The organism is Teredinibacter sp. KSP-S5-2, assembly GCF_032773895.1.
Lineage (GTDB): Bacteria > Pseudomonadota > Gammaproteobacteria > Pseudomonadales > Cellvibrionaceae.
This window is the reverse complement of the sequence record NZ_CP120416.1, coordinates 969,764-985,829: the sequence shown is the minus strand read 5'-3', so window position 1 is coordinate 985,829 and position 16,066 is coordinate 969,764. Positions and strand designations below refer to the sequence as shown.

Here is a 16,066-nt window from a genome sequence, read left to right as displayed (position 1 = left end):
TTATGTTTCGTATTCTTGGTGTACTTATCTTCAGTCTGGCAATGGTGTCCCACGCGGGCATTCGCGCCGGATACTGGAAAGAAACCCTCACCCCAACGCACGAGGAAGCACTCGCTTCCTGCCTTGGGGGGTATGGCAGTCCATATTCTCGCTGCGGTATAACCGATATTCACAATGAAATTTCGGTGCGCAGTTTGGCCATCACCGATCAAGACAGCCAATTAGTTTTTGCTGTCATCGACACCATTGGCGTTGGCGATTCGGTTATTGCTGACATTCAAAATCGAGCAAGCCTGCAAAGCCTGGGCGAAATCCAACCGCAAAACATCCTCGTCACAGCAATCCATACCCACTCAGGACCAGACTTGCAAGGATTATGGGGAGGGATTTCGGCAGAGTACAAAGAACGAATCATCCGCACCACCGTGCGCAGTATTCTCAATGCCTACCACACCAAAAAAGCCGCCACCCTTCACGCCTGGACGGCACAAGGCGATATAGAAAACCGTCGAGGCTGGGATATCGTGGACACGGATATTACGGCCTTAGAATTTCGCTCAAAAAAATACGGTCGGAGTATTGCAACACTGATCAACATGAGTGCACACCCGACGATCATTGATGAAATGGGTTTAACGTACAGCAGCGATTATGTGGGAAGTTTACGGGAGACCGTTGAACAACAAGCCAACACCAGCGTGGTGTTTATTAATGGTATTGTGGGCGATGCACAACCTGCAGGAGAAGGAACACGTACCACGGCAACCGCCGATTATTTTGGCAAGCTAATGGCTGAACGGATTCTGGCTATGAGCAGCGCAGCAGAATCAATCAAAGGACAACTCCATGTCGAACAATACCCGATCCGTCACCCCGTCGAAAACCCCGGTTTATTAGGCGCAGTTCAAGCTGGTTTATTGGACGTATTCTTAACCCCGGATTTACAGGTCGAAACACAGATAGGATTATTTAAGATAGGCAAAAAAGTGACAGGAATTATATTCCCTGGAGAAGCACTCTCACGAATGGGGATGCCGATCAAAGATCAACTTCCTGGAGAATACGATTTGTTTTTTGGTTTATCAGGGGATTCTTTGGGTTACTTCATCCCCAGTGATGAATTTCTGCAAATTCCTGGTCGAACAACAGAAGAAGTGGCCAGCGTCAGTCCCACCGTTGGCGATCACGCAGCCCAAGTATTAACGCAAGCTATTGACGATTTCCCTTGGAAAAAACACCCCAAGCATTGTCGAGATTGAAATACTAATTCTCTTTATAGTTAACCATAAAATTCTGGCCTGCTACGGTAGGCCAGACTACAAATGCCCAACTTTACTTAACAGCACGATACTTTTTATTAATTCTCTGCTATCCGATGCGTCCAAATCCAGATTTTGCTTGGAGCACAACGCCAGTACCCGATCCAGTAATTTTGTCAAATGGCCGTGCTCAAGATCTTTGAATACATTTACCCCACATTCCTTTGCAATCTCATCAAGCAATACGTAGACGCGCCCGAGATACACTTTATCAAACTTATCCAATCCCTGATTGACGCTGGGCGACGAATATATTTGAGCCTCCGGGAACGGCCATTCACTGTCAGAGAGTAAATAGTGATACAGTTTATTGCGCTCAATTTCCACACCACGTTGTTTCTTGATTTCACCAATCAGGGCATCAACCAACTGAAGAAACAGGCGCAGAAATTTAGGCGGTCGGTCTTCGATAAACAACAGTCGAACGCCAGCAGCAGTCATCCCCGATATTCTGGCGATAGCAGACAATGAACCATATCCTTCGATCCCGGCATAAGAACAGGTGATACGTAGTCGATCACAGAAACCCAGAACATGATCAGGTGTCTTGGTCTTCTTCCTCGACGGAACTCTTTCTGTCGTTTTACTCATAATTAAATCGCTTCAGCTATCAGACCAAAAGTTCTATTTATTTAACTTTAAACTAGATTAGTCAAATTCTAGCCTGAAAATGGCTAACTGGATACCCATAAAGGTAGCAGATTAATCCGCATTCCATTGCCTAAACACGAAATCCATCCAGTAAATACGGTATCTTCTACGCCAACACATACACTCGCCCGCCATTATTTAAACTTTCATATAAACTTGTATTGAAGTTTAAATAAGACCATGCAAATATGAGCTTATAGTATGAGAAACACGGATTTTTATTCAACTAGCAAGGGGGCGCTTTATGCACAACAGAAGCAAACATATCGCTACGATTCGCAGGGACACCCGACACTCGGTATTCTTACTCAGGGAGTGGATGCTTAACCGGTTTGGCGAACTTCGCTGGCAGTATTTTTATCTGGACATCGTCGCCAGTGGCACACCCCCTCTATTTATATTCCAAGCGGGCACACAGCCCAATCTAGGTACGGTTCTGACCCCACTCACCGTAACGCCACACGATGACAAATATTTAGAGTCTCACGCAAAAATACTATTCGATGTCCAAACCCGTAAAGGGAAACCCTGGAATAAACTGCGTTTAGTGTATCGACGTGACTCCGAGACGCTGCTGCTTAGAACCCAGTGGGATCAGGATCTAGCTTGGTTTAGTGAGCTTTCACCCGATGAACCGACCTATCTAAATCTCGATATTGATATGGAAATGAGAATTTTGAGCTGGCAAGGATTACCCCCTTGGACGCCAAAACCCTGGCAAAAATCCCGTTTAAGAGATCGTCACATACCGACACAGATACTTAAACACAACGCAGCAACAGTGCATTATTTAAGGCAAGGCGAATCCGCCTCAAGCATGACTAAGTAGGGGAGAATAAATTTAAGAATTAACAACAAACAAAACCATTGATACTGGCGAGCAAGTCTATAGTCATCGCCTTAATAATTTTTAGTAGCGGATCAAGGATGGAATCGCTTCGTACCCTCGTGTACAACCAGTAAGGATGAATACAACTTATGTTAATACTGACACGACGATCAAGCGAAAGCATTTATGTTAGCGATGATATTGTTATTACTGTTATTAGAATAAATTCTGTTACAGGCGAAGTCGAAATCGGCATTAGTGCGCCCAAAGACATTCCCATTTATCGACAAGAAGTTTACGAACGCCTTCCCAAAAAACAACCCCCGTCTTTTTTAACCAAGCTCTTTACCAAACCAAAGGATTAGGAGCGTCACCATGCATTCTCCAATAGATCGTTTATTGCCTCAAATTACGAAATCCGTGACTCAAACTATCCCGGATCATTCCGAACGAGTCTTGCATGGTGCCAAACGCGCACGATTACGCCCGATACTAATCGAGCATCGCGGTTTTCATTTTAAAACCGACCCACGGCGACAAGCATTTTTAATCCCCAAACCGGCCTTGGAATATATTTGGATGTCTATATACACCTACTATGTGCTATTCGAAATATGCGATGCGTATCGCACTCAAGGCCAGTCCACGTTTAAACCACGTAGCCACCCTGACATGGCTAAGATTCTAGACTTTCTGAATCTAGCCCATCAACAGGTTTACACCAAACACCCTCTGAAATGGCCAACGCTACCCCGAACGCTAAATGATATCCCCGTTATGGCCATTGCTGACACCATATTTCTTCGGTGTTTAGAGTACCTTTTATTACCCAGCTACTTGAGCTTTCTAAAAGACCTTACCAATATTCGAACATCGTCAACGGATTACATACACCAGCGGGAACTCACTTCGATTAACTTGTTGATGGTGAATGCTAAAGGTCAGAAGGACAAATTTCGTCGTGCCATCGCACTTTTAGTAGGCTCATTACTTAAAACAGCAAACACACAAGACGGTTATCCAAACACCCTACAACAAAGTGAATTTAACACCGTATTGTCACAGCTTCCCGATTACTTTAAGCACAGCATTCACACTCTTTACTTTTTTGTTTGGGTTGTTTTCCACGAGCAGATGCACAAGCCAATTCCACTGACACCATACGATGTTATCAATCGAGAAAGTCTTTTGTTAAGTGAACTAACAAACCCCCACCCAAAAGGCATGACAAATCAAATCATTCGACAGAGTAAACAACAATAAAGCCGAAATAGATGAGTAAATCTATCGACAGAAACAGACTCAATTTTTAAAGAATAAAGAAAGTCCAAAAATATGAAAAGAGACATGGATTCCCCGACAAAGCGCCTACATGCACAATGCTTAACACTACTGAATGAAAAACTCCCGACTAAGGTTTATGGATTGTTACCCATTTCGGCATCTCTTCCTATGGAAGTTCAAATCACGGAATCCACACAATTTCAATTTGCCATTGACCATGTACAACATGTATTCCAATTACCGAGGACAGCGCTAGAGTTTTTATGGGTGGCCACCTATTCTTACCTATCGCTCTATGAACAAGTCGAGCAGACAAAAGAGAAAAGCAAGTTTATCTATTTTCACCTAAGCGACAACAACTACTCTATCTTGGTTGAATTATTACGTCGTGCCCGAGCGAGATTAAATTCATCCTATGCGGGAAACTGGAACACTTTAGGGATTAGCACCTATCCCATTGAAAATACGGAGCTGATCGACAGTGTTTACTTGCGGTGTATTGAGTATAAAGTTCTGCCCTTATACCTCGATTTTCTCTCCCTGCAAGCAGGAGAAACCGATGTAACACTGCAGCACGCCTACCAACGAGATCTAACCGGTAAGTTACTGATCTCCCGCAGTCAACGGGATACAGATGACCGAACAAATGGATTTGCCTTGTTTATTACATCACTGCTCACTATCACACAAAACACGCTAATCGATTACACCCATACCACGCTCGTTGCACGCGCAGTCAAAACAACCACGGAGCAAATGACATCGATTTTAAGCGAAGAAAACCACTCTGCGTATCAGTTGGCTTGGGTGCTATTTCATGCGCATTGTCGAAACGCTATTCCGGTGTTACCTAAGTCTGCACGAACCAAGTTATCGCAATTACGCACCGTACTAGAAGACTCACTGCTTACTAGTCCCTCGACTTTGCGGCAACGCAAAAATCCTCTCCAACACATTGAGGACTAGTGTTGGCCTGTCGCCCAGACCGAACCGGGCGACAGGCATTTTTTGAGTTTCGTTAATTTGAAGGTCGAACGAAAATGAAAAGACGTCTTTTTAATCCACTTGTGACAACACACATCGAGAAAAAGCCAAGCTCTTTCATTGGTTTGTATTGTGCAAACTGGTTAACAAGCTGTATTTGTGCTTTACGCATCGATGAGATATTCCAACAACAGTCAATAACTGTATTTGTGAACAAAAACAAAGCCAATGAAATGATGTATATCGTCCAATCATTTAATATCGAAACTGGCCACACACAAGAGTACTCCTTAAAACACCATCACTTAGCGTTTCTTAATAGCGTGTTCAGCATACTCAAAACATATTGCTTGACGAAAGAAAGTAATCGGATTCTTTTCATTTTTGACCAAAAAAACAATACCTGTGAGTTACTGGGGTTCTTCGACCCATACGTCGACACAATGTTTTCAGAGAAAAATATCCCCAAATTAGCTGCATGCGAGACCACACATGATTCAAGAGGAATTGATACTGTGAATACCAATAGTTCCAAATCAGCAAATGAAAACGAATATGGTATTGACGACGAAGCGGTCAACGAATTACTGCGTGACTTCGAGCATCTGTGTAGGCAGTGGCTGGAGCATCCGTTGAATAAAACTGCCACCCCCTCAGAAACAAAACTCTATTTTTGTCAGCTAATCGATCTCTGTTTAGATCCCTCACCAAGTCAGGAAGATAGCGATAACAATGGTGCCATATTGTCCTATTTTTCATTGCGATTGATGAATAAAGCGAATGAGATCTTACAAAAGCGCTTCCCAAGCGACAGTATGTTTCAGAGTTAACCGTTAAGCCGGTACATATGGTTCATGGCTAACCAAGCCACTATTGATTTTTCGCGCCAACCGCTATACTGTATATTAACACAGTATGGCGGTTGGAGGTTGCTGTGATCATTCGAATCGTTCAATGCCTGTCGGATAAGACACATACCGCACAAGCAGGACAAGACAACGCCATGTTGTACGCATGGATAAACAAGAAGCTTTGGCAATTTCGATGGGGAAGCTGGTATACGGCGGGAAACTCACTCTTTGGAACCAGTATTGATGAAACAGACACAAATCTGCTTGATGACTACGAAACACAACGCTGCTACATCCCAGCAGTTGTGGTTGACTATCAGAATGGATATCAATTAGATCAGGTTGAATTGACGGATGATCAAGCGGTTTTGGGAATCGCTGTTAAAAACACCTACAGTTCTACCAGTGGAATGGTAAATCGCAACTATTGGATCTATGCACTTATGTCAAAGGGTAAACCGTTAATTCAGAATGGCTTTCTACACGAAATCCATAGTATTAATGAATCATGATTGGAAACTAAAAGAAGGAAATCAATTGAGGGAATTTAGGTAGGATCGAATCTGATTTTCTTTAGCTTCTAAGCCGAGCCAGACCAAAGCTTCAAGAAGAATATCTGTAGTGAAGAAGAAGGCATTGGAAGACATCGCAGTAACGCCCCATAACGTCGCCCACTCCCTTCTTGTTAGATCAGAAATTAGTAACGCCGACATTGAATGACTATCAAATGGAACACGCCGGGCGGCTTCTTGAACGCCTTCCTTTGTAATTTCAAAGACTAATACGTGCCGTAGGTCGGTTAAACGTGTGAACTCAGGCCTGAAATCTGGGTCTTCGACCAACCGGCTGAAGTGACCAACTAGCTCTTCGTCAGTAAATACCCCACTGACTTTGGTCACAACCAACTCCAGCTCCTTCATTATTGTGTAGTCAATTGCCATAAACATCCCTTTTCCGCACACTCAGTATCAGCTTAGCATACGGCTCTAGCTGGTGGGTATTTCCGCCGAACAGGTGGTGATAAACCCACTTGATGAGAATGTATGTTCAACTCGAGTCACGGCATACTCGCCCTGAATGGGTGGCCTCACCCCTTCTAATCGAATTCGGCCTTCGGCTTGAATGTCCACGTTGCCAAGTAGTGTTAATTCCAAATTACCCAGGCCACGTTGTAACTGCTTAAACTTAGCGGCAGCAGCTCGCTTCGCTTCATCAATATTGGGATATGTATGCCGCAAGCCAAATGACGGATCGCCCTCGCCGACTCGGACAAGTTGTTTCTCTGCATTATCGGTATCATGCCAATATGCAATGACCGAGGCATACTTATTTCTTTCAGCCTGGGTGAAACGAAAGCGTTTGATCATACTTGGCTGAATAATTGTCACAGGAAGCGACTGACCGGAAATCGATTTGGTTTCCCCCCTGGGAGCGACTATGAGATAGCCATTGGTGGGTTTGACCACTGCACCATTTTCGTTGGCGATACGCGTAAGAAAATGCAAATCCGATTCGTTATTCTGCTCCAAGTAAGTAAAACCGATGTCTCGTAAAGCTTGGGAGACGCCCGGTGTTAAATCGTCAGGTGAGACGGCTTTCACCACATCGTACAATGTTGTGTCTTCCCAAAACCGCTTTTTTTGTGCTTTTATCGTTTTGCGCATATCCGCCGCTTTTGCGCGAATCGTCATCCGTAACACAGGACCGGAATATTCCACCTCATCGACCGAATACAATCCAAGTTTTGTTAAGCCGGTTTCTTTATAACCGAGTTTTAATGTCAGTACCGCGCCCGTCTCCGGCCATTGAATACGACTGCCCTCATCATCCAATTGAATTTCCAGCGCATCGGATTTTATACCCGCCTCATCGGTTACACGAAGTGAAATAAGACACGTGCGAATCAGTTCGGTGATATCGTCATCGTTGGCTTCTAAACGAAAATCTGGAGTCATAACACACGCATTTCAGAGAAAGAACCAGACCAGTTCAGTGATACTTAGGAGCAAAGCAAGGAAAAGAAATATTAAAATAAGGCTTGCTTTAACCATCCATACACTCCGCCTAGCACCCGCACCACGATAAAATACACCCAGGACAAGCTGAATTCCGATTCACGTAATAACATCAGTAGCTGTGCATCAATGATGGATTTCGAAAACGGCATATTCGGATGATCAAGAAACTGACACAACGCATCATGCACTAGCGAAGCGTAATAAGTTTTGGGCTTGCCAGTAATATCATGTAGCGCCCCGTCCGGGGTTCCCAGATACCCCACATCAAATATTTTAATTTTTGGGGAACACCCATCCCAAGCATAACTCTTATAAATCGTGATCACGCCCTGCTGATTGATCAGCATGCGTAACTGACCATTTTGATCGTGAAACTCCACCGTTTTTGGGATAGCGATGCCGGTTGCATGGTGATAGTGATCATCCAGGCAATATTTATAGACAGCCATGTGTCCTCCTAAGTAAAAATAAATCGTAGAAATAATGGAAAAGAAAAAAGTGAAAACTGGAAAACCTTAAGTGCTAATCCCACAACCGAATGGGTGAAGGGTGATCGTGAGCTTTGGAATCAAATTCGGGAAGTTCGATTAGTAACCCCGATGGAAGACGCGGACCATAATACGAGAGGCCGGGATTCACGCTTAATACATTTTCAACATGTCGACGACTCAACCCATAAAACCATGTGCAGATTTGATCCAATCTATCTCCCTCTTGTGTGCGATATTGCATAGACTTAGTTCCTGGGAAGCTTTTCAATTTGCCAACCGTAAAAACGCAGTGATAATTCAAACTCTTGTTTTTGGGGCTGTCCGTTTTGGAGAAAAAAGGAACGGGTATCCGCAAGCGATAGCACCACCCAGAGTCCCCACACCTCTCCCAAGCCATCCACTAGTTGCAGGGGCACCCCCTGCTCCGCTTCTTTCTCCAGTTCGTCGATTTGTTTTAGGCCGCCACGATAGTGAGGATAAATTACCCCGGACAAAGACATCGTCTTTTCACCTATGCTTATAAATTGACTGGCTGGTCGTTCATCAATACGCTCCTGGGATGCCCAGTGAAAGTTGCGCGTGATTTTGAGTTGTTGATAGGCTGCGGATTGAATAGAAAATCGATAGTTAGCCCCAAGGGCCATCATCACTTGACTCATAGTGTTTTAAAAAAAGGAAAAAATGCCAAGCGTGGAATGCTTGGCATTGATGAGATATTATGATTTTATTTGACAGGTAATACGGCCATAAATCATATTTTCAGATGAATTTTTAAATGTAAGAAAGCCAGTCCAAACTGTGCCGGAGATGTTCTTATCCGATTCTCGATTTGCGATTATACAATACTCATCCAAATCAAAGCCTCGTAGATATTCGACGTCAGAAAGATCTACTTTACAAGCCCGAGCATGTAAGTCTTCCATCATTCCAGAAAATGCCATAAACCAGTTAATAAGTGCATCTCGCGCATCTGAATTTAAACGTGCCAAGGATGTGGAATCGTGCAGACTCTTTTTATAAAAAATCGCTTTCATTTATGTTTACTCCATATTGTTTTATTCAACACCATGAACGCTTCATCATGAATTGAAGTCAAGAATAAAGAGGATAGATTGGCCACATCCATGTGGCAGCTCTTTAACCCAAAGAGCAGATCATTTCAAAGCCGCGTTCTTCTAATTTGGAGTCAATAGTCTTTAGTCTCGCCGTCCAACAATAGCGCATAAATTCCTCTTCCCACTCAGTGAAAATATTCAAAGAATACTTCGGGTTATCCATGTCGGGTGCAGCAAGCTCAAAATCGATCAAAACAGTAAATTCAGTGAAATGATTGCCTTCTCCCAACTCAATTTTTGATCTAACGATTTCAGTCAACATCGCAATATCATCACCCTCCAAATTTTGGTGATTAATTTCATATACCGTAAAGTGTTTATCGCTCATGGTTTTCTCCATCTGGTTTATTTGCACACATGAACGCTTCATCTTGATAGTTAATCAAGTTAATTCGTAACGGCTAAAGCAAGAAAGATTGAAAGTAAATATCCGCCCTTTTAGGCGAAAAGCGCAATTCTTTGGACAACATACAAAGTAAAAAGAGAAGTCGCCCTGCTGGCCACACAGCGGCACACAAGGGCGTAATTTAGTCAGCTATCAGAGAGCGTTTTGTATTTAGGCTTGGTGTTATCCCCAGAGAAGTTTCTCTCCAGGGAGGGCGGTAGACCTACATTTGCACATCCACCATCGCGCATTTCATACTGAAGTGTTTTTCAGATGAATCAATAGTTGAATTCAAATCGATAGTCCAAAGATAGCGCTCCGTATCTTCGTCATACTCTCGATAGTAGCCAAGGGAGTATTTGCAGTCTTCTGCATGATCCGCATTGTTTTCCAAATCAATCAACACCACAAGCGTACAAACATCGCTTCTGTCGACCGTATTTAAGTATCGTCGAATCGACGCTTGAATAAGTTCTAACTCAAATCCATCCAGATGATCGCATGTAAATTCATATACAACGAAGGTACTATATTGTGTTTTGTCTTGCGTGTTGGCTACTGCGTGACTTTTTATCATTTTACTTTCCTGTTTTGTTTTTGATGCGTTCATGAACGCTTCCATTCGCCAAACAATCAAGCACTTAGTACTGCATTTCGCGATACAACTAAGAATGCATATTAATCATAGAGCGCACCTCTCTGATCTGCTTGCGCGCGAAGCATTTCCTCTTCCAACATGAATTTCATTTTTTCGCCCATCTTTTGCTCGTCCATCCCCGGCGCGGGATTAACCACAATTGACGCGTTGACTTGGGTAGAGTTTTGGATTTGAGAGGCTGTTTTGGCGGCGTTGACTGTGCGTTGCTGAACATCATCCAAGGTAGAAATATTCGATGATGCACCCAATTTTATTTCTGGCGAATCGTTACCACTAAAAAGCGCACCGACAAATTGGACGGTCTTTTTCAAAAGACCAAAAGGATCAAGTAATTTACCAATAAACTGAATTAAAAAACCTACGGCGTTTTTAGTTTTTTCTTTTATGCTTTGCCAAAAATCTATCACAAAGGTTTTAACCGTATCCCACCGGGTAACCAGAAAATACCCTGCTGCCCCGAGTGCTGCAATACCGGCAATAATGAGACCAATGGGGTTAGCCGTCATGGCAACATTTAACGCCCACTGTGCCGCAGTCATTAGCCCTGTGCGCACCGCCGTTATACTGGCAACGGCATTTAAACGCAGTAATCCAGTTTGATTGAGTTTGGTTAACATGGCTGTGATGCCAAAGGTGGTGTTAACCCCCAGCAACGCACTTTTCATAAATAGATACGTCCAGGTGCTGGCAATCGTGGCGATGCGCAAACCGATAATACCCACGGTCGCGCCCACCACTACGGTCGTCAATAGCGGAAACTTTTCCGCGAACAACGATACCCAGGACGCCACTATCGCAAGAATATCAGCCACCGCAGCAATAGCAGGCAAAAACAATCCTCCGACAACAATGGAGATACTTTCCAACGCACTGCCCAACCGTTTTAAGGCACCTCGTGTAGTGCTGCTCATTTTTTTTGAGACTTGCTGCGCTGTCCCTTTCGATGCCCCCAATATCGTAATAAACGATTGCAGTTTGTCTTTGCCCGCCTGATCCATTAATACGGCGGCAGCAGACGCCGCTTCCGTACCAAAGATCCGTTTAATCATTTCCGTTCGATCACCCGTGCCCATTTCGGATGTCGCATCGTTAATTTCTTTTAATAGTTCAGGAAAAGAACGTAAATTACCGGCACTGTCTTTGGTCACAATATTCAATTGTTCCAGCGCATCCGCCGCCATTCGTGGTGGAGCTGACAAACGCAGCAGCATGGTTCGTAATGCCGTACCGGCCATAGAGCCTTGAATACCCGCATCGCCAAGTTTGCCAGCCATTGCGGCGGCGACTTCCAAATCCGTATTGGTGGCTGCTGCCACCGGTCCGACAAATTTCATGGTTTCACCGAGCATCTGTAACGTGGTGTTGGAGCTGGTGAACGTTTTGGTTAATACATCAGAAATACGCTGACTTTCGGATGCTTGAATATTGAAGCCTGACATAATGTTGGACGCGATATCCGCTGTGGTCGCAAGATCCGCCCCCGATGCTTGTGCAAGCTGCAACACATTGCCGGTGGACTGTTTAATCTCATCGGCATCAAACCCGGCCATTGCCAGGAACCCCATTGCATCACCGGTTTGGGAACTGGTGAACTGGGTGGTACGACCTAATTTTTGTGCCTCCTTATTTAATACCGTTAACTGTTCTTCGGTCGCATCTTTTGTCAATGCGCCCAACTTGGCCATTGAGTCTTCAAAATCCATTGCCGTTGACAATGGTCGGGAGACAAGAAACCCCATCGCCGTGGCATCAAACAGATCCCCACGCACTTGATCCCGTTTCATTCGCAACTGCTGCTGCGTTTTTAGGGTATTGCCGAGGCGTTGGTATTTTTGATTTAACTGGTCAGCAGAGGCACCCAGGCGTTTATTTTGTTGCTGTAGATTCTGGGTCGACAAGCCCAAGCCTGTCATGGCCTGACGACTTTCTTGTAATCGTCGTCGCTGCCGGGTTAATGCATCCGACAACCGATTGCTGCGCTCCTGAGCACGAGCGTATTGATTGAGTAGTGTTTTGGTTGGATTTTTGGAAGCTGCCACCTGCATGCGCAGGTCTTTGACTTTTAAGCTTGCTTGAGCAAACGCAATTCTCGCTGCGTTGACACGAGTCGAGTCCATATCGAATTTACGAATGGCCTGCTGCTGATCCTTCACCTTGCGAATACTATCGCCAAGTTTATTGAGCTGCACCTGCGAACCCTGCGTGACGGTTTTAAAATTTTTTTTCAGTGTCGCACCAATAGAAATTGCAACGTTAAACTGAGAAGCCATCACACACTCTTACCAACACGAATAACAGAAAGACACGCAACAAAATCAACAGAAGGAAAAAACACGATTAATAAAAGACAGGAGGAAAAATTATTGTAATATCGTCGCTATGACGATTTGGGCAATACCGCCAACCACTTCAACACTTCCTCGCCCTCTAGCTCTAGAAGTTCGGAGAGTCCCCAACCCGTGTGACTGGCAATCGCAACTAACGCTTTGCGGGCGTCTTGCGCTTTGAAGATAAAAAACCTTGATAAGTCTCTTGTAACTTGGCGTAGTCCAACATATCCAGTTCGGTAATTAAATCCGGCGAGCATTCACAAAGATTGGCGAACAAATCGATTTCTTTTTGGGCGTCATTGGACGTACTGTCTTCCACACCGAGCATATCCCTTACCTTTGGACGCCGAATCAGGATCTGTGTATGTTCTTTTCCGTCAAAAAATATCGGATACTGCAAGGTCACTTCTGTTCGAGAAACCGGTGATTGGGTGCGTGCTGCCATTATTTATCCTCCTTGGTCGATGTATCCGAATTCGTCTTGATCGATTGCGTTAAATTTTCTAATTCGGCCTCGGATTGTTTAAGCTCTTCTTGCGCAACCCCCAGTTCATAAGTCAGGTTCTTTAGTTCATGCGTCAGTTCAGCAATGTAACGGGACGCATTGACATCGTTTGTTAAAAAGCCACCATGAATAAGCGGTCGTGCTTGCGACTCGGTTAGATCCAACCGGTGGCCAATACGCACTTTCTGTTTCTGAAAGGTGGTTGGCTTCATCACATAAAAAGGTGAGGTTTCCACGAGAGGACTCCATTGAAAAAATATTGAATAAGTGAAGGAAAATAAAAGAGAATAGAAAGTCGGGTTGAATAACCCGCAAATATAAAAGTAAAAATCAAAGCCCTAACGCGGCACGCATTTTGGCAAGCTGGTCGACGCCATTCACTTTTCGTAAGAAGTTGGGAATATCGATTTCGTAAATCGGGAATTCATCCAGGACAAGCTTGTAATAGCGTAGTGATACCATAAACTTGTTGGTAGACTTCTCTCCCGGCTTCCAGGTACCCATATCCAACTCTCGCACCAGACCACGCATATTGATGACTGCTGCTTGCGTTTGGCCGTTATCGGACACCACCGCACCTCGGGCAGTGAGTTGGGTTTCACCGCTAAACACACCAAACAGAGTTAGCGAATGACGATTAAATCGAGTTAAGGTAAATTCACACTCGAGCTTTTCCATCCCCAGCTCAATATCGACTGGCGCATCCATGCCGCCGTTGCGAAACTCCTCCGTTTGTAAACTTAACTTAGGCAGAACAAGTTCTTCTATATTGCCTGCATAACCGCGACCATCTACTGTCAAAGTCATATTACGAAGCACATCATCAAGCATGATGCTTCTCCTAAAAATAGAAAAAAGAAATGAAACGAAAAAATTTAGAAATTAAAAAAAAGGAGAAAATCTGAATGGATAAAGATTTAGAAAAAACTGGATGAAACTTAATTCGCAGGCAAAGGAATCACTTCGGTTAAATAGCCATTAACCACTTCGCTACGAAAAACAATGTGTTCCGCTGGCGGTGGCGGCGTAAAGTCAAAACTGAAGGTCACTTTTCCCGACTCGATATCCGCAGGCGTATTGAACTCGGCATCAATCCACGCCTGACCATTGATGATCGCACCGCGTGTTCGCAAAGAACGAAGGTACGCATTGACGCCTTCTAATACATCCTCGACATAGGTTTTAGAAATAGTGCGATCCACTGCCCACAGGTGTCCTTGGAGAATGCTTTCGTTCACCATATCCGCTGTACGGCGTACCGATAAAAACGCCCACTTTGGATCATCGGAACAGGTGCGATTGCCCCATAGGCGATAACCCGTTTCTTGAATAACCGTGGCCACTTCATTTTCATTTAAGATATTCGCGCGTGCATTCGGATCACCGAGCGTGAAGTCAATGCTTCTCACCGTGCCGAGAATCCCACGTAACTCTTGATTGGACGGTGAACGCCAAAAACCAAATTCGGCATCGCTTTTTGCGATTAACCCAGCCACACGCGCACTGACAGGACGAATGACTTCGGCACCGATTGCCGTATTCCATACCCGTACCCAGGGATCAACAATGTATAAGCGTGGACTACCAAATTGTTCACGATAATGAATCGCTTCAATATCATTGGTATTGGGGCCATCTGCGATCACCACGGCGCGCAATCGTTCTGCAACCGTTAACATTTCATTGGCCACTGCGGCGTTGTGTGAAAACTCTGGGGCAATAAGTACCCTCGGTGTGACATGGACTTCACTTTGCGCCGCTAAAAACGCATACACACCGAGATATTGTCCGGTGTCATTATCCACACCGCCGATTACTTCATTTAGAGCTTCTGATGGAGGAGGAATATACTCCTCCCCATCAAAGGTATCGCTGGGATCAACAGCACCACCGTAGCCATCTGACGGTTGGGTAATACCGTCACTCACACGCACCACCACAATCAGCGCACCCGCTTGGTCAAAGATATCATCCAACGCAGCGGGCAAGGTTCCGGTCGAACCAATACCCGCCATATCAGATCGTCGCCCAGCCACCAGCACAGGAAAATTTAACGGAAAACGTTCTGGGTCGGCTTCCGGTGCCGTCCCAATTAAACCGATCACACTCGAACGCACAGTACGAATTGGACGCGGGCCGTTGTTAATTTCAACGACTTCCACACCATGTAAAAACGCCATAGATCACCCCATCTCACGAGGAAATGTAAAAAAGAAAAGAAAAGAAAAAGAGAAAACGAAGGGAATGAATTCAGGTATAAAAAACGAAAGAATAAAAACTAAGGCACAATCTTATCGAGTTGTTTTACTGTGCTCTTCGGGTTATTTGACCAAGAACGGACTGTATCAATAAACCGCCCCATTGTGCTCTGTTCCACTTCAGTACCATTTCGAAGAATATTCATCTGTTTCCAAAGTGGGTACACATCAATAATCTTTTGCTGTGCAAGAATGCGCTTTTCTTGGGGAGGATCAATCTCGGCCTGACGTTGAACCACTTTACCATCGATAAAGTTATCTCCAGGATCTGGCATATCCTCGCCTTCGGGCAGTGACACCCACGTATAGTCGGACTGCCCTTTTACCGAATGCACACCAACAATGGTGTCGCCGTCAATTTCTAGCCACAATATATTTTCCATAAAAT

General features: G+C 44.5%; 22 protein-coding genes. 7 read left to right on the top strand and 15 right to left on the bottom strand.

Annotation, left to right across the window (positions count from 1 at the left end; all coding sequences use genetic code 11):
• Window positions 1-2 precede the first annotated feature (2 nt).
• On the top strand, window positions 3-1,259 hold the full coding sequence (locus P5V12_RS04685; protein WP_316956081.1) for a hypothetical protein: 1,257 nt from the start codon (window positions 3-5) through the stop codon (window positions 1,257-1,259).
• A gap of 57 nt (window positions 1,260-1,316) precedes the next feature.
• On the opposite strand, the gene P5V12_RS04680 is transcribed toward P5V12_RS04685, so the two are convergent.
• Window positions 1,317-1,910: a hypothetical protein gene (locus tag P5V12_RS04680; RefSeq protein WP_316956080.1), complete on the bottom strand. Its 594-nt coding sequence runs from the start codon at window positions 1,908-1,910 to the stop codon at window positions 1,317-1,319.
• Window positions 1,911-2,214: 304 nt separating this feature from the next.
• On the opposite strand from P5V12_RS04680, the gene P5V12_RS04675 reads away from it, so the two are divergent.
• The 6 genes from P5V12_RS04675 to P5V12_RS04650 all read left to right on the top strand — a co-directional run bounded on the left by P5V12_RS04675 (window position 2,215) and on the right by P5V12_RS04650 (window position 6,430).
• Window positions 2,215-2,799 carry a hypothetical protein gene (locus tag P5V12_RS04675; RefSeq protein WP_316956079.1) on the top strand — a complete coding sequence of 195 codons (585 nt, stop codon included), beginning with the start codon at window positions 2,215-2,217 and terminating at the stop codon, window positions 2,797-2,799.
• Between the two features lie 149 nt (window positions 2,800-2,948).
• On the top strand, window positions 2,949-3,164 hold the full coding sequence (locus tag P5V12_RS04670; protein ID WP_316956078.1) for a carbon storage regulator: 216 nt from the start codon (window positions 2,949-2,951) through the stop codon (window positions 3,162-3,164).
• A 10-nt stretch (window positions 3,165-3,174) separates the two neighbouring features.
• Complete coding sequence (locus P5V12_RS04665; protein ID WP_316956077.1) at window positions 3,175-4,062, top strand: hypothetical protein; 888 nt, start codon at window positions 3,175-3,177, stop codon at window positions 4,060-4,062.
• Between the two features lie 84 nt (window positions 4,063-4,146).
• Entirely contained in the window at window positions 4,147-5,049 is a 903-nt protein-coding gene (locus tag P5V12_RS04660; RefSeq protein ID WP_316956076.1) for a hypothetical protein, read from the top strand.
• Between the two features lie 74 nt (window positions 5,050-5,123).
• Window positions 5,124-5,897 (top strand): hypothetical protein, encoded by a 774-nt coding sequence (locus tag P5V12_RS04655; protein ID WP_316956075.1) that lies wholly within the window; start codon window positions 5,124-5,126, stop codon window positions 5,895-5,897.
• 104 nt (window positions 5,898-6,001) lie between these two features.
• The gene (locus P5V12_RS04650; RefSeq protein ID WP_316956074.1) at window positions 6,002-6,430 is read left to right on the top strand and encodes a hypothetical protein; all 429 of its coding nucleotides are present in this window, start codon (window positions 6,002-6,004) and stop codon (window positions 6,428-6,430) included.
• Between the two features lie 21 nt (window positions 6,431-6,451).
• On the opposite strand, the gene P5V12_RS04645 is transcribed toward P5V12_RS04650, so the two are convergent.
• From P5V12_RS04645 to P5V12_RS04580, 14 genes are all read right to left on the bottom strand, one after another.
• A complete protein-coding gene (locus P5V12_RS04645) occupies window positions 6,452-6,859 on the bottom strand; it encodes a hypothetical protein (RefSeq protein WP_316956073.1) in 408 nt (135 codons plus the stop codon).
• A gap of 45 nt (window positions 6,860-6,904) precedes the next feature.
• On the bottom strand, window positions 6,905-7,873 hold the full coding sequence (locus tag P5V12_RS04640; RefSeq protein WP_316956072.1) for a contractile injection system protein, VgrG/Pvc8 family: 969 nt from the start codon (window positions 7,871-7,873) through the stop codon (window positions 6,905-6,907).
• 71 nt (window positions 7,874-7,944) lie between these two features.
• Complete coding sequence (locus P5V12_RS04635; protein WP_316956071.1) at window positions 7,945-8,385, bottom strand: hypothetical protein; 441 nt, start codon at window positions 8,383-8,385, stop codon at window positions 7,945-7,947.
• 73 nt (window positions 8,386-8,458) lie between these two features.
• Window positions 8,459-8,668 carry a tail protein X gene (locus P5V12_RS04630; protein WP_316956070.1) on the bottom strand — a complete coding sequence of 70 codons (210 nt, stop codon included), beginning with the start codon at window positions 8,666-8,668 and terminating at the stop codon, window positions 8,459-8,461.
• Window positions 8,669-8,672: 4 nt separating this feature from the next.
• Window positions 8,673-9,086 carry a phage tail protein gene (locus tag P5V12_RS04625; protein ID WP_316956069.1) on the bottom strand — a complete coding sequence of 138 codons (414 nt, stop codon included), beginning with the start codon at window positions 9,084-9,086 and terminating at the stop codon, window positions 8,673-8,675.
• Between the two features lie 57 nt (window positions 9,087-9,143).
• A complete protein-coding gene (locus tag P5V12_RS04620) occupies window positions 9,144-9,461 on the bottom strand; it encodes a hypothetical protein (RefSeq protein ID WP_316956068.1) in 318 nt (105 codons plus the stop codon).
• 103 nt (window positions 9,462-9,564) lie between these two features.
• The gene (locus P5V12_RS04615) at window positions 9,565-9,870 is read right to left on the bottom strand and encodes a hypothetical protein (protein ID WP_316956067.1); all 306 of its coding nucleotides are present in this window, start codon (window positions 9,868-9,870) and stop codon (window positions 9,565-9,567) included.
• Window positions 9,871-10,150: 280 nt separating this feature from the next.
• Window positions 10,151-10,537: a hypothetical protein gene (locus P5V12_RS04610; RefSeq protein WP_316956066.1), complete on the bottom strand. Its 387-nt coding sequence runs from the start codon at window positions 10,535-10,537 to the stop codon at window positions 10,151-10,153.
• A 68-nt stretch (window positions 10,538-10,605) separates the two neighbouring features.
• Window positions 10,606-12,855 carry a phage tail tape measure protein gene (locus tag P5V12_RS04605; RefSeq protein ID WP_316956065.1) on the bottom strand — a complete coding sequence of 750 codons (2,250 nt, stop codon included), beginning with the start codon at window positions 12,853-12,855 and terminating at the stop codon, window positions 10,606-10,608.
• Window positions 12,856-13,063: 208 nt separating this feature from the next.
• Window positions 13,064-13,360, bottom strand: a complete 297-nt coding sequence (locus P5V12_RS04600; protein ID WP_316956064.1) for a phage tail assembly protein — start codon at window positions 13,358-13,360, stop codon at window positions 13,064-13,066.
• Window positions 13,360-13,656 (bottom strand): hypothetical protein, encoded by a 297-nt coding sequence (locus tag P5V12_RS04595; RefSeq protein ID WP_316956063.1) that lies wholly within the window; start codon window positions 13,654-13,656, stop codon window positions 13,360-13,362. Before P5V12_RS04595 ends, P5V12_RS04600 begins: the two co-directional genes overlap by 1 nt.
• A gap of 94 nt (window positions 13,657-13,750) precedes the next feature.
• Complete coding sequence (locus P5V12_RS04590; RefSeq protein ID WP_316956062.1) at window positions 13,751-14,251, bottom strand: phage major tail tube protein; 501 nt, start codon at window positions 14,249-14,251, stop codon at window positions 13,751-13,753.
• A 107-nt stretch (window positions 14,252-14,358) separates the two neighbouring features.
• Window positions 14,359-15,600, bottom strand: coding sequence for a phage tail sheath C-terminal domain-containing protein (locus P5V12_RS04585; protein ID WP_316956061.1), 1,242 nt, complete (start codon window positions 15,598-15,600; stop codon window positions 14,359-14,361).
• A 98-nt stretch (window positions 15,601-15,698) separates the two neighbouring features.
• Window positions 15,699-16,061: a hypothetical protein gene (locus tag P5V12_RS04580; protein ID WP_316956060.1), complete on the bottom strand. Its 363-nt coding sequence runs from the start codon at window positions 16,059-16,061 to the stop codon at window positions 15,699-15,701.
• Window positions 16,062-16,066 lie beyond the last annotated feature (5 nt).

Excerpts from the sequence above, each read along its gene's own strand:
- P5V12_RS04670 (WP_316956078.1), top strand. The coding sequence starts at position 2,949 with ATGTTAATACTGACACGACGATCAAGCGAAAGCATTTATGTTAGCGAT.
- P5V12_RS04600 (WP_316956064.1), bottom strand. The coding sequence starts at position 13,360 with ATGGCAGCACGCACCCAATCACCGGTTTCTCGAACAGAAGTGACCTTG.
- P5V12_RS04640 (WP_316956072.1), bottom strand. The coding sequence starts at position 7,873 with ATGACTCCAGATTTTCGTTTAGAAGCCAACGATGACGATATCACCGAA.
- P5V12_RS04660 (WP_316956076.1), top strand. The coding sequence starts at position 4,147 with ATGGATTCCCCGACAAAGCGCCTACATGCACAATGCTTAACACTACTG.
- P5V12_RS04680 (WP_316956080.1), bottom strand. The coding sequence starts at position 1,910 with ATGAGTAAAACGACAGAAAGAGTTCCGTCGAGGAAGAAGACCAAGACA.
- P5V12_RS04620 (WP_316956068.1), bottom strand. The coding sequence starts at position 9,461 with ATGAAAGCGATTTTTTATAAAAAGAGTCTGCACGATTCCACATCCTTG.
- P5V12_RS04665 (WP_316956077.1), top strand. The coding sequence starts at position 3,175 with ATGCATTCTCCAATAGATCGTTTATTGCCTCAAATTACGAAATCCGTG.
- P5V12_RS04675 (WP_316956079.1), top strand. The coding sequence starts at position 2,215 with ATGCACAACAGAAGCAAACATATCGCTACGATTCGCAGGGACACCCGA.
- P5V12_RS04580 (WP_316956060.1), bottom strand. The coding sequence starts at position 16,061 with ATGGAAAATATATTGTGGCTAGAAATTGACGGCGACACCATTGTTGGT.
- P5V12_RS04645 (WP_316956073.1), bottom strand. The coding sequence starts at position 6,859 with ATGGCAATTGACTACACAATAATGAAGGAGCTGGAGTTGGTTGTGACC.
- P5V12_RS04615 (WP_316956067.1), bottom strand. The coding sequence starts at position 9,870 with ATGAGCGATAAACACTTTACGGTATATGAAATTAATCACCAAAATTTG.
- P5V12_RS04605 (WP_316956065.1), bottom strand. The coding sequence starts at position 12,855 with ATGGCTTCTCAGTTTAACGTTGCAATTTCTATTGGTGCGACACTGAAA.
- P5V12_RS04655 (WP_316956075.1), top strand. The coding sequence starts at position 5,124 with ATGAAAAGACGTCTTTTTAATCCACTTGTGACAACACACATCGAGAAA.
- P5V12_RS04685 (WP_316956081.1), top strand. The coding sequence starts at position 3 with ATGTTTCGTATTCTTGGTGTACTTATCTTCAGTCTGGCAATGGTGTCC.
- P5V12_RS04635 (WP_316956071.1), bottom strand. The coding sequence starts at position 8,385 with ATGGCTGTCTATAAATATTGCCTGGATGATCACTATCACCATGCAACC.
- P5V12_RS04590 (WP_316956062.1), bottom strand. The coding sequence starts at position 14,251 with ATGCTTGATGATGTGCTTCGTAATATGACTTTGACAGTAGATGGTCGC.
- P5V12_RS04610 (WP_316956066.1), bottom strand. The coding sequence starts at position 10,537 with ATGAACGCATCAAAAACAAAACAGGAAAGTAAAATGATAAAAAGTCAC.
- P5V12_RS04630 (WP_316956070.1), bottom strand. The coding sequence starts at position 8,668 with ATGCAATATCGCACACAAGAGGGAGATAGATTGGATCAAATCTGCACA.
- P5V12_RS04625 (WP_316956069.1), bottom strand. The coding sequence starts at position 9,086 with ATGAGTCAAGTGATGATGGCCCTTGGGGCTAACTATCGATTTTCTATT.
- P5V12_RS04585 (WP_316956061.1), bottom strand. The coding sequence starts at position 15,600 with ATGGCGTTTTTACATGGTGTGGAAGTCGTTGAAATTAACAACGGCCCG.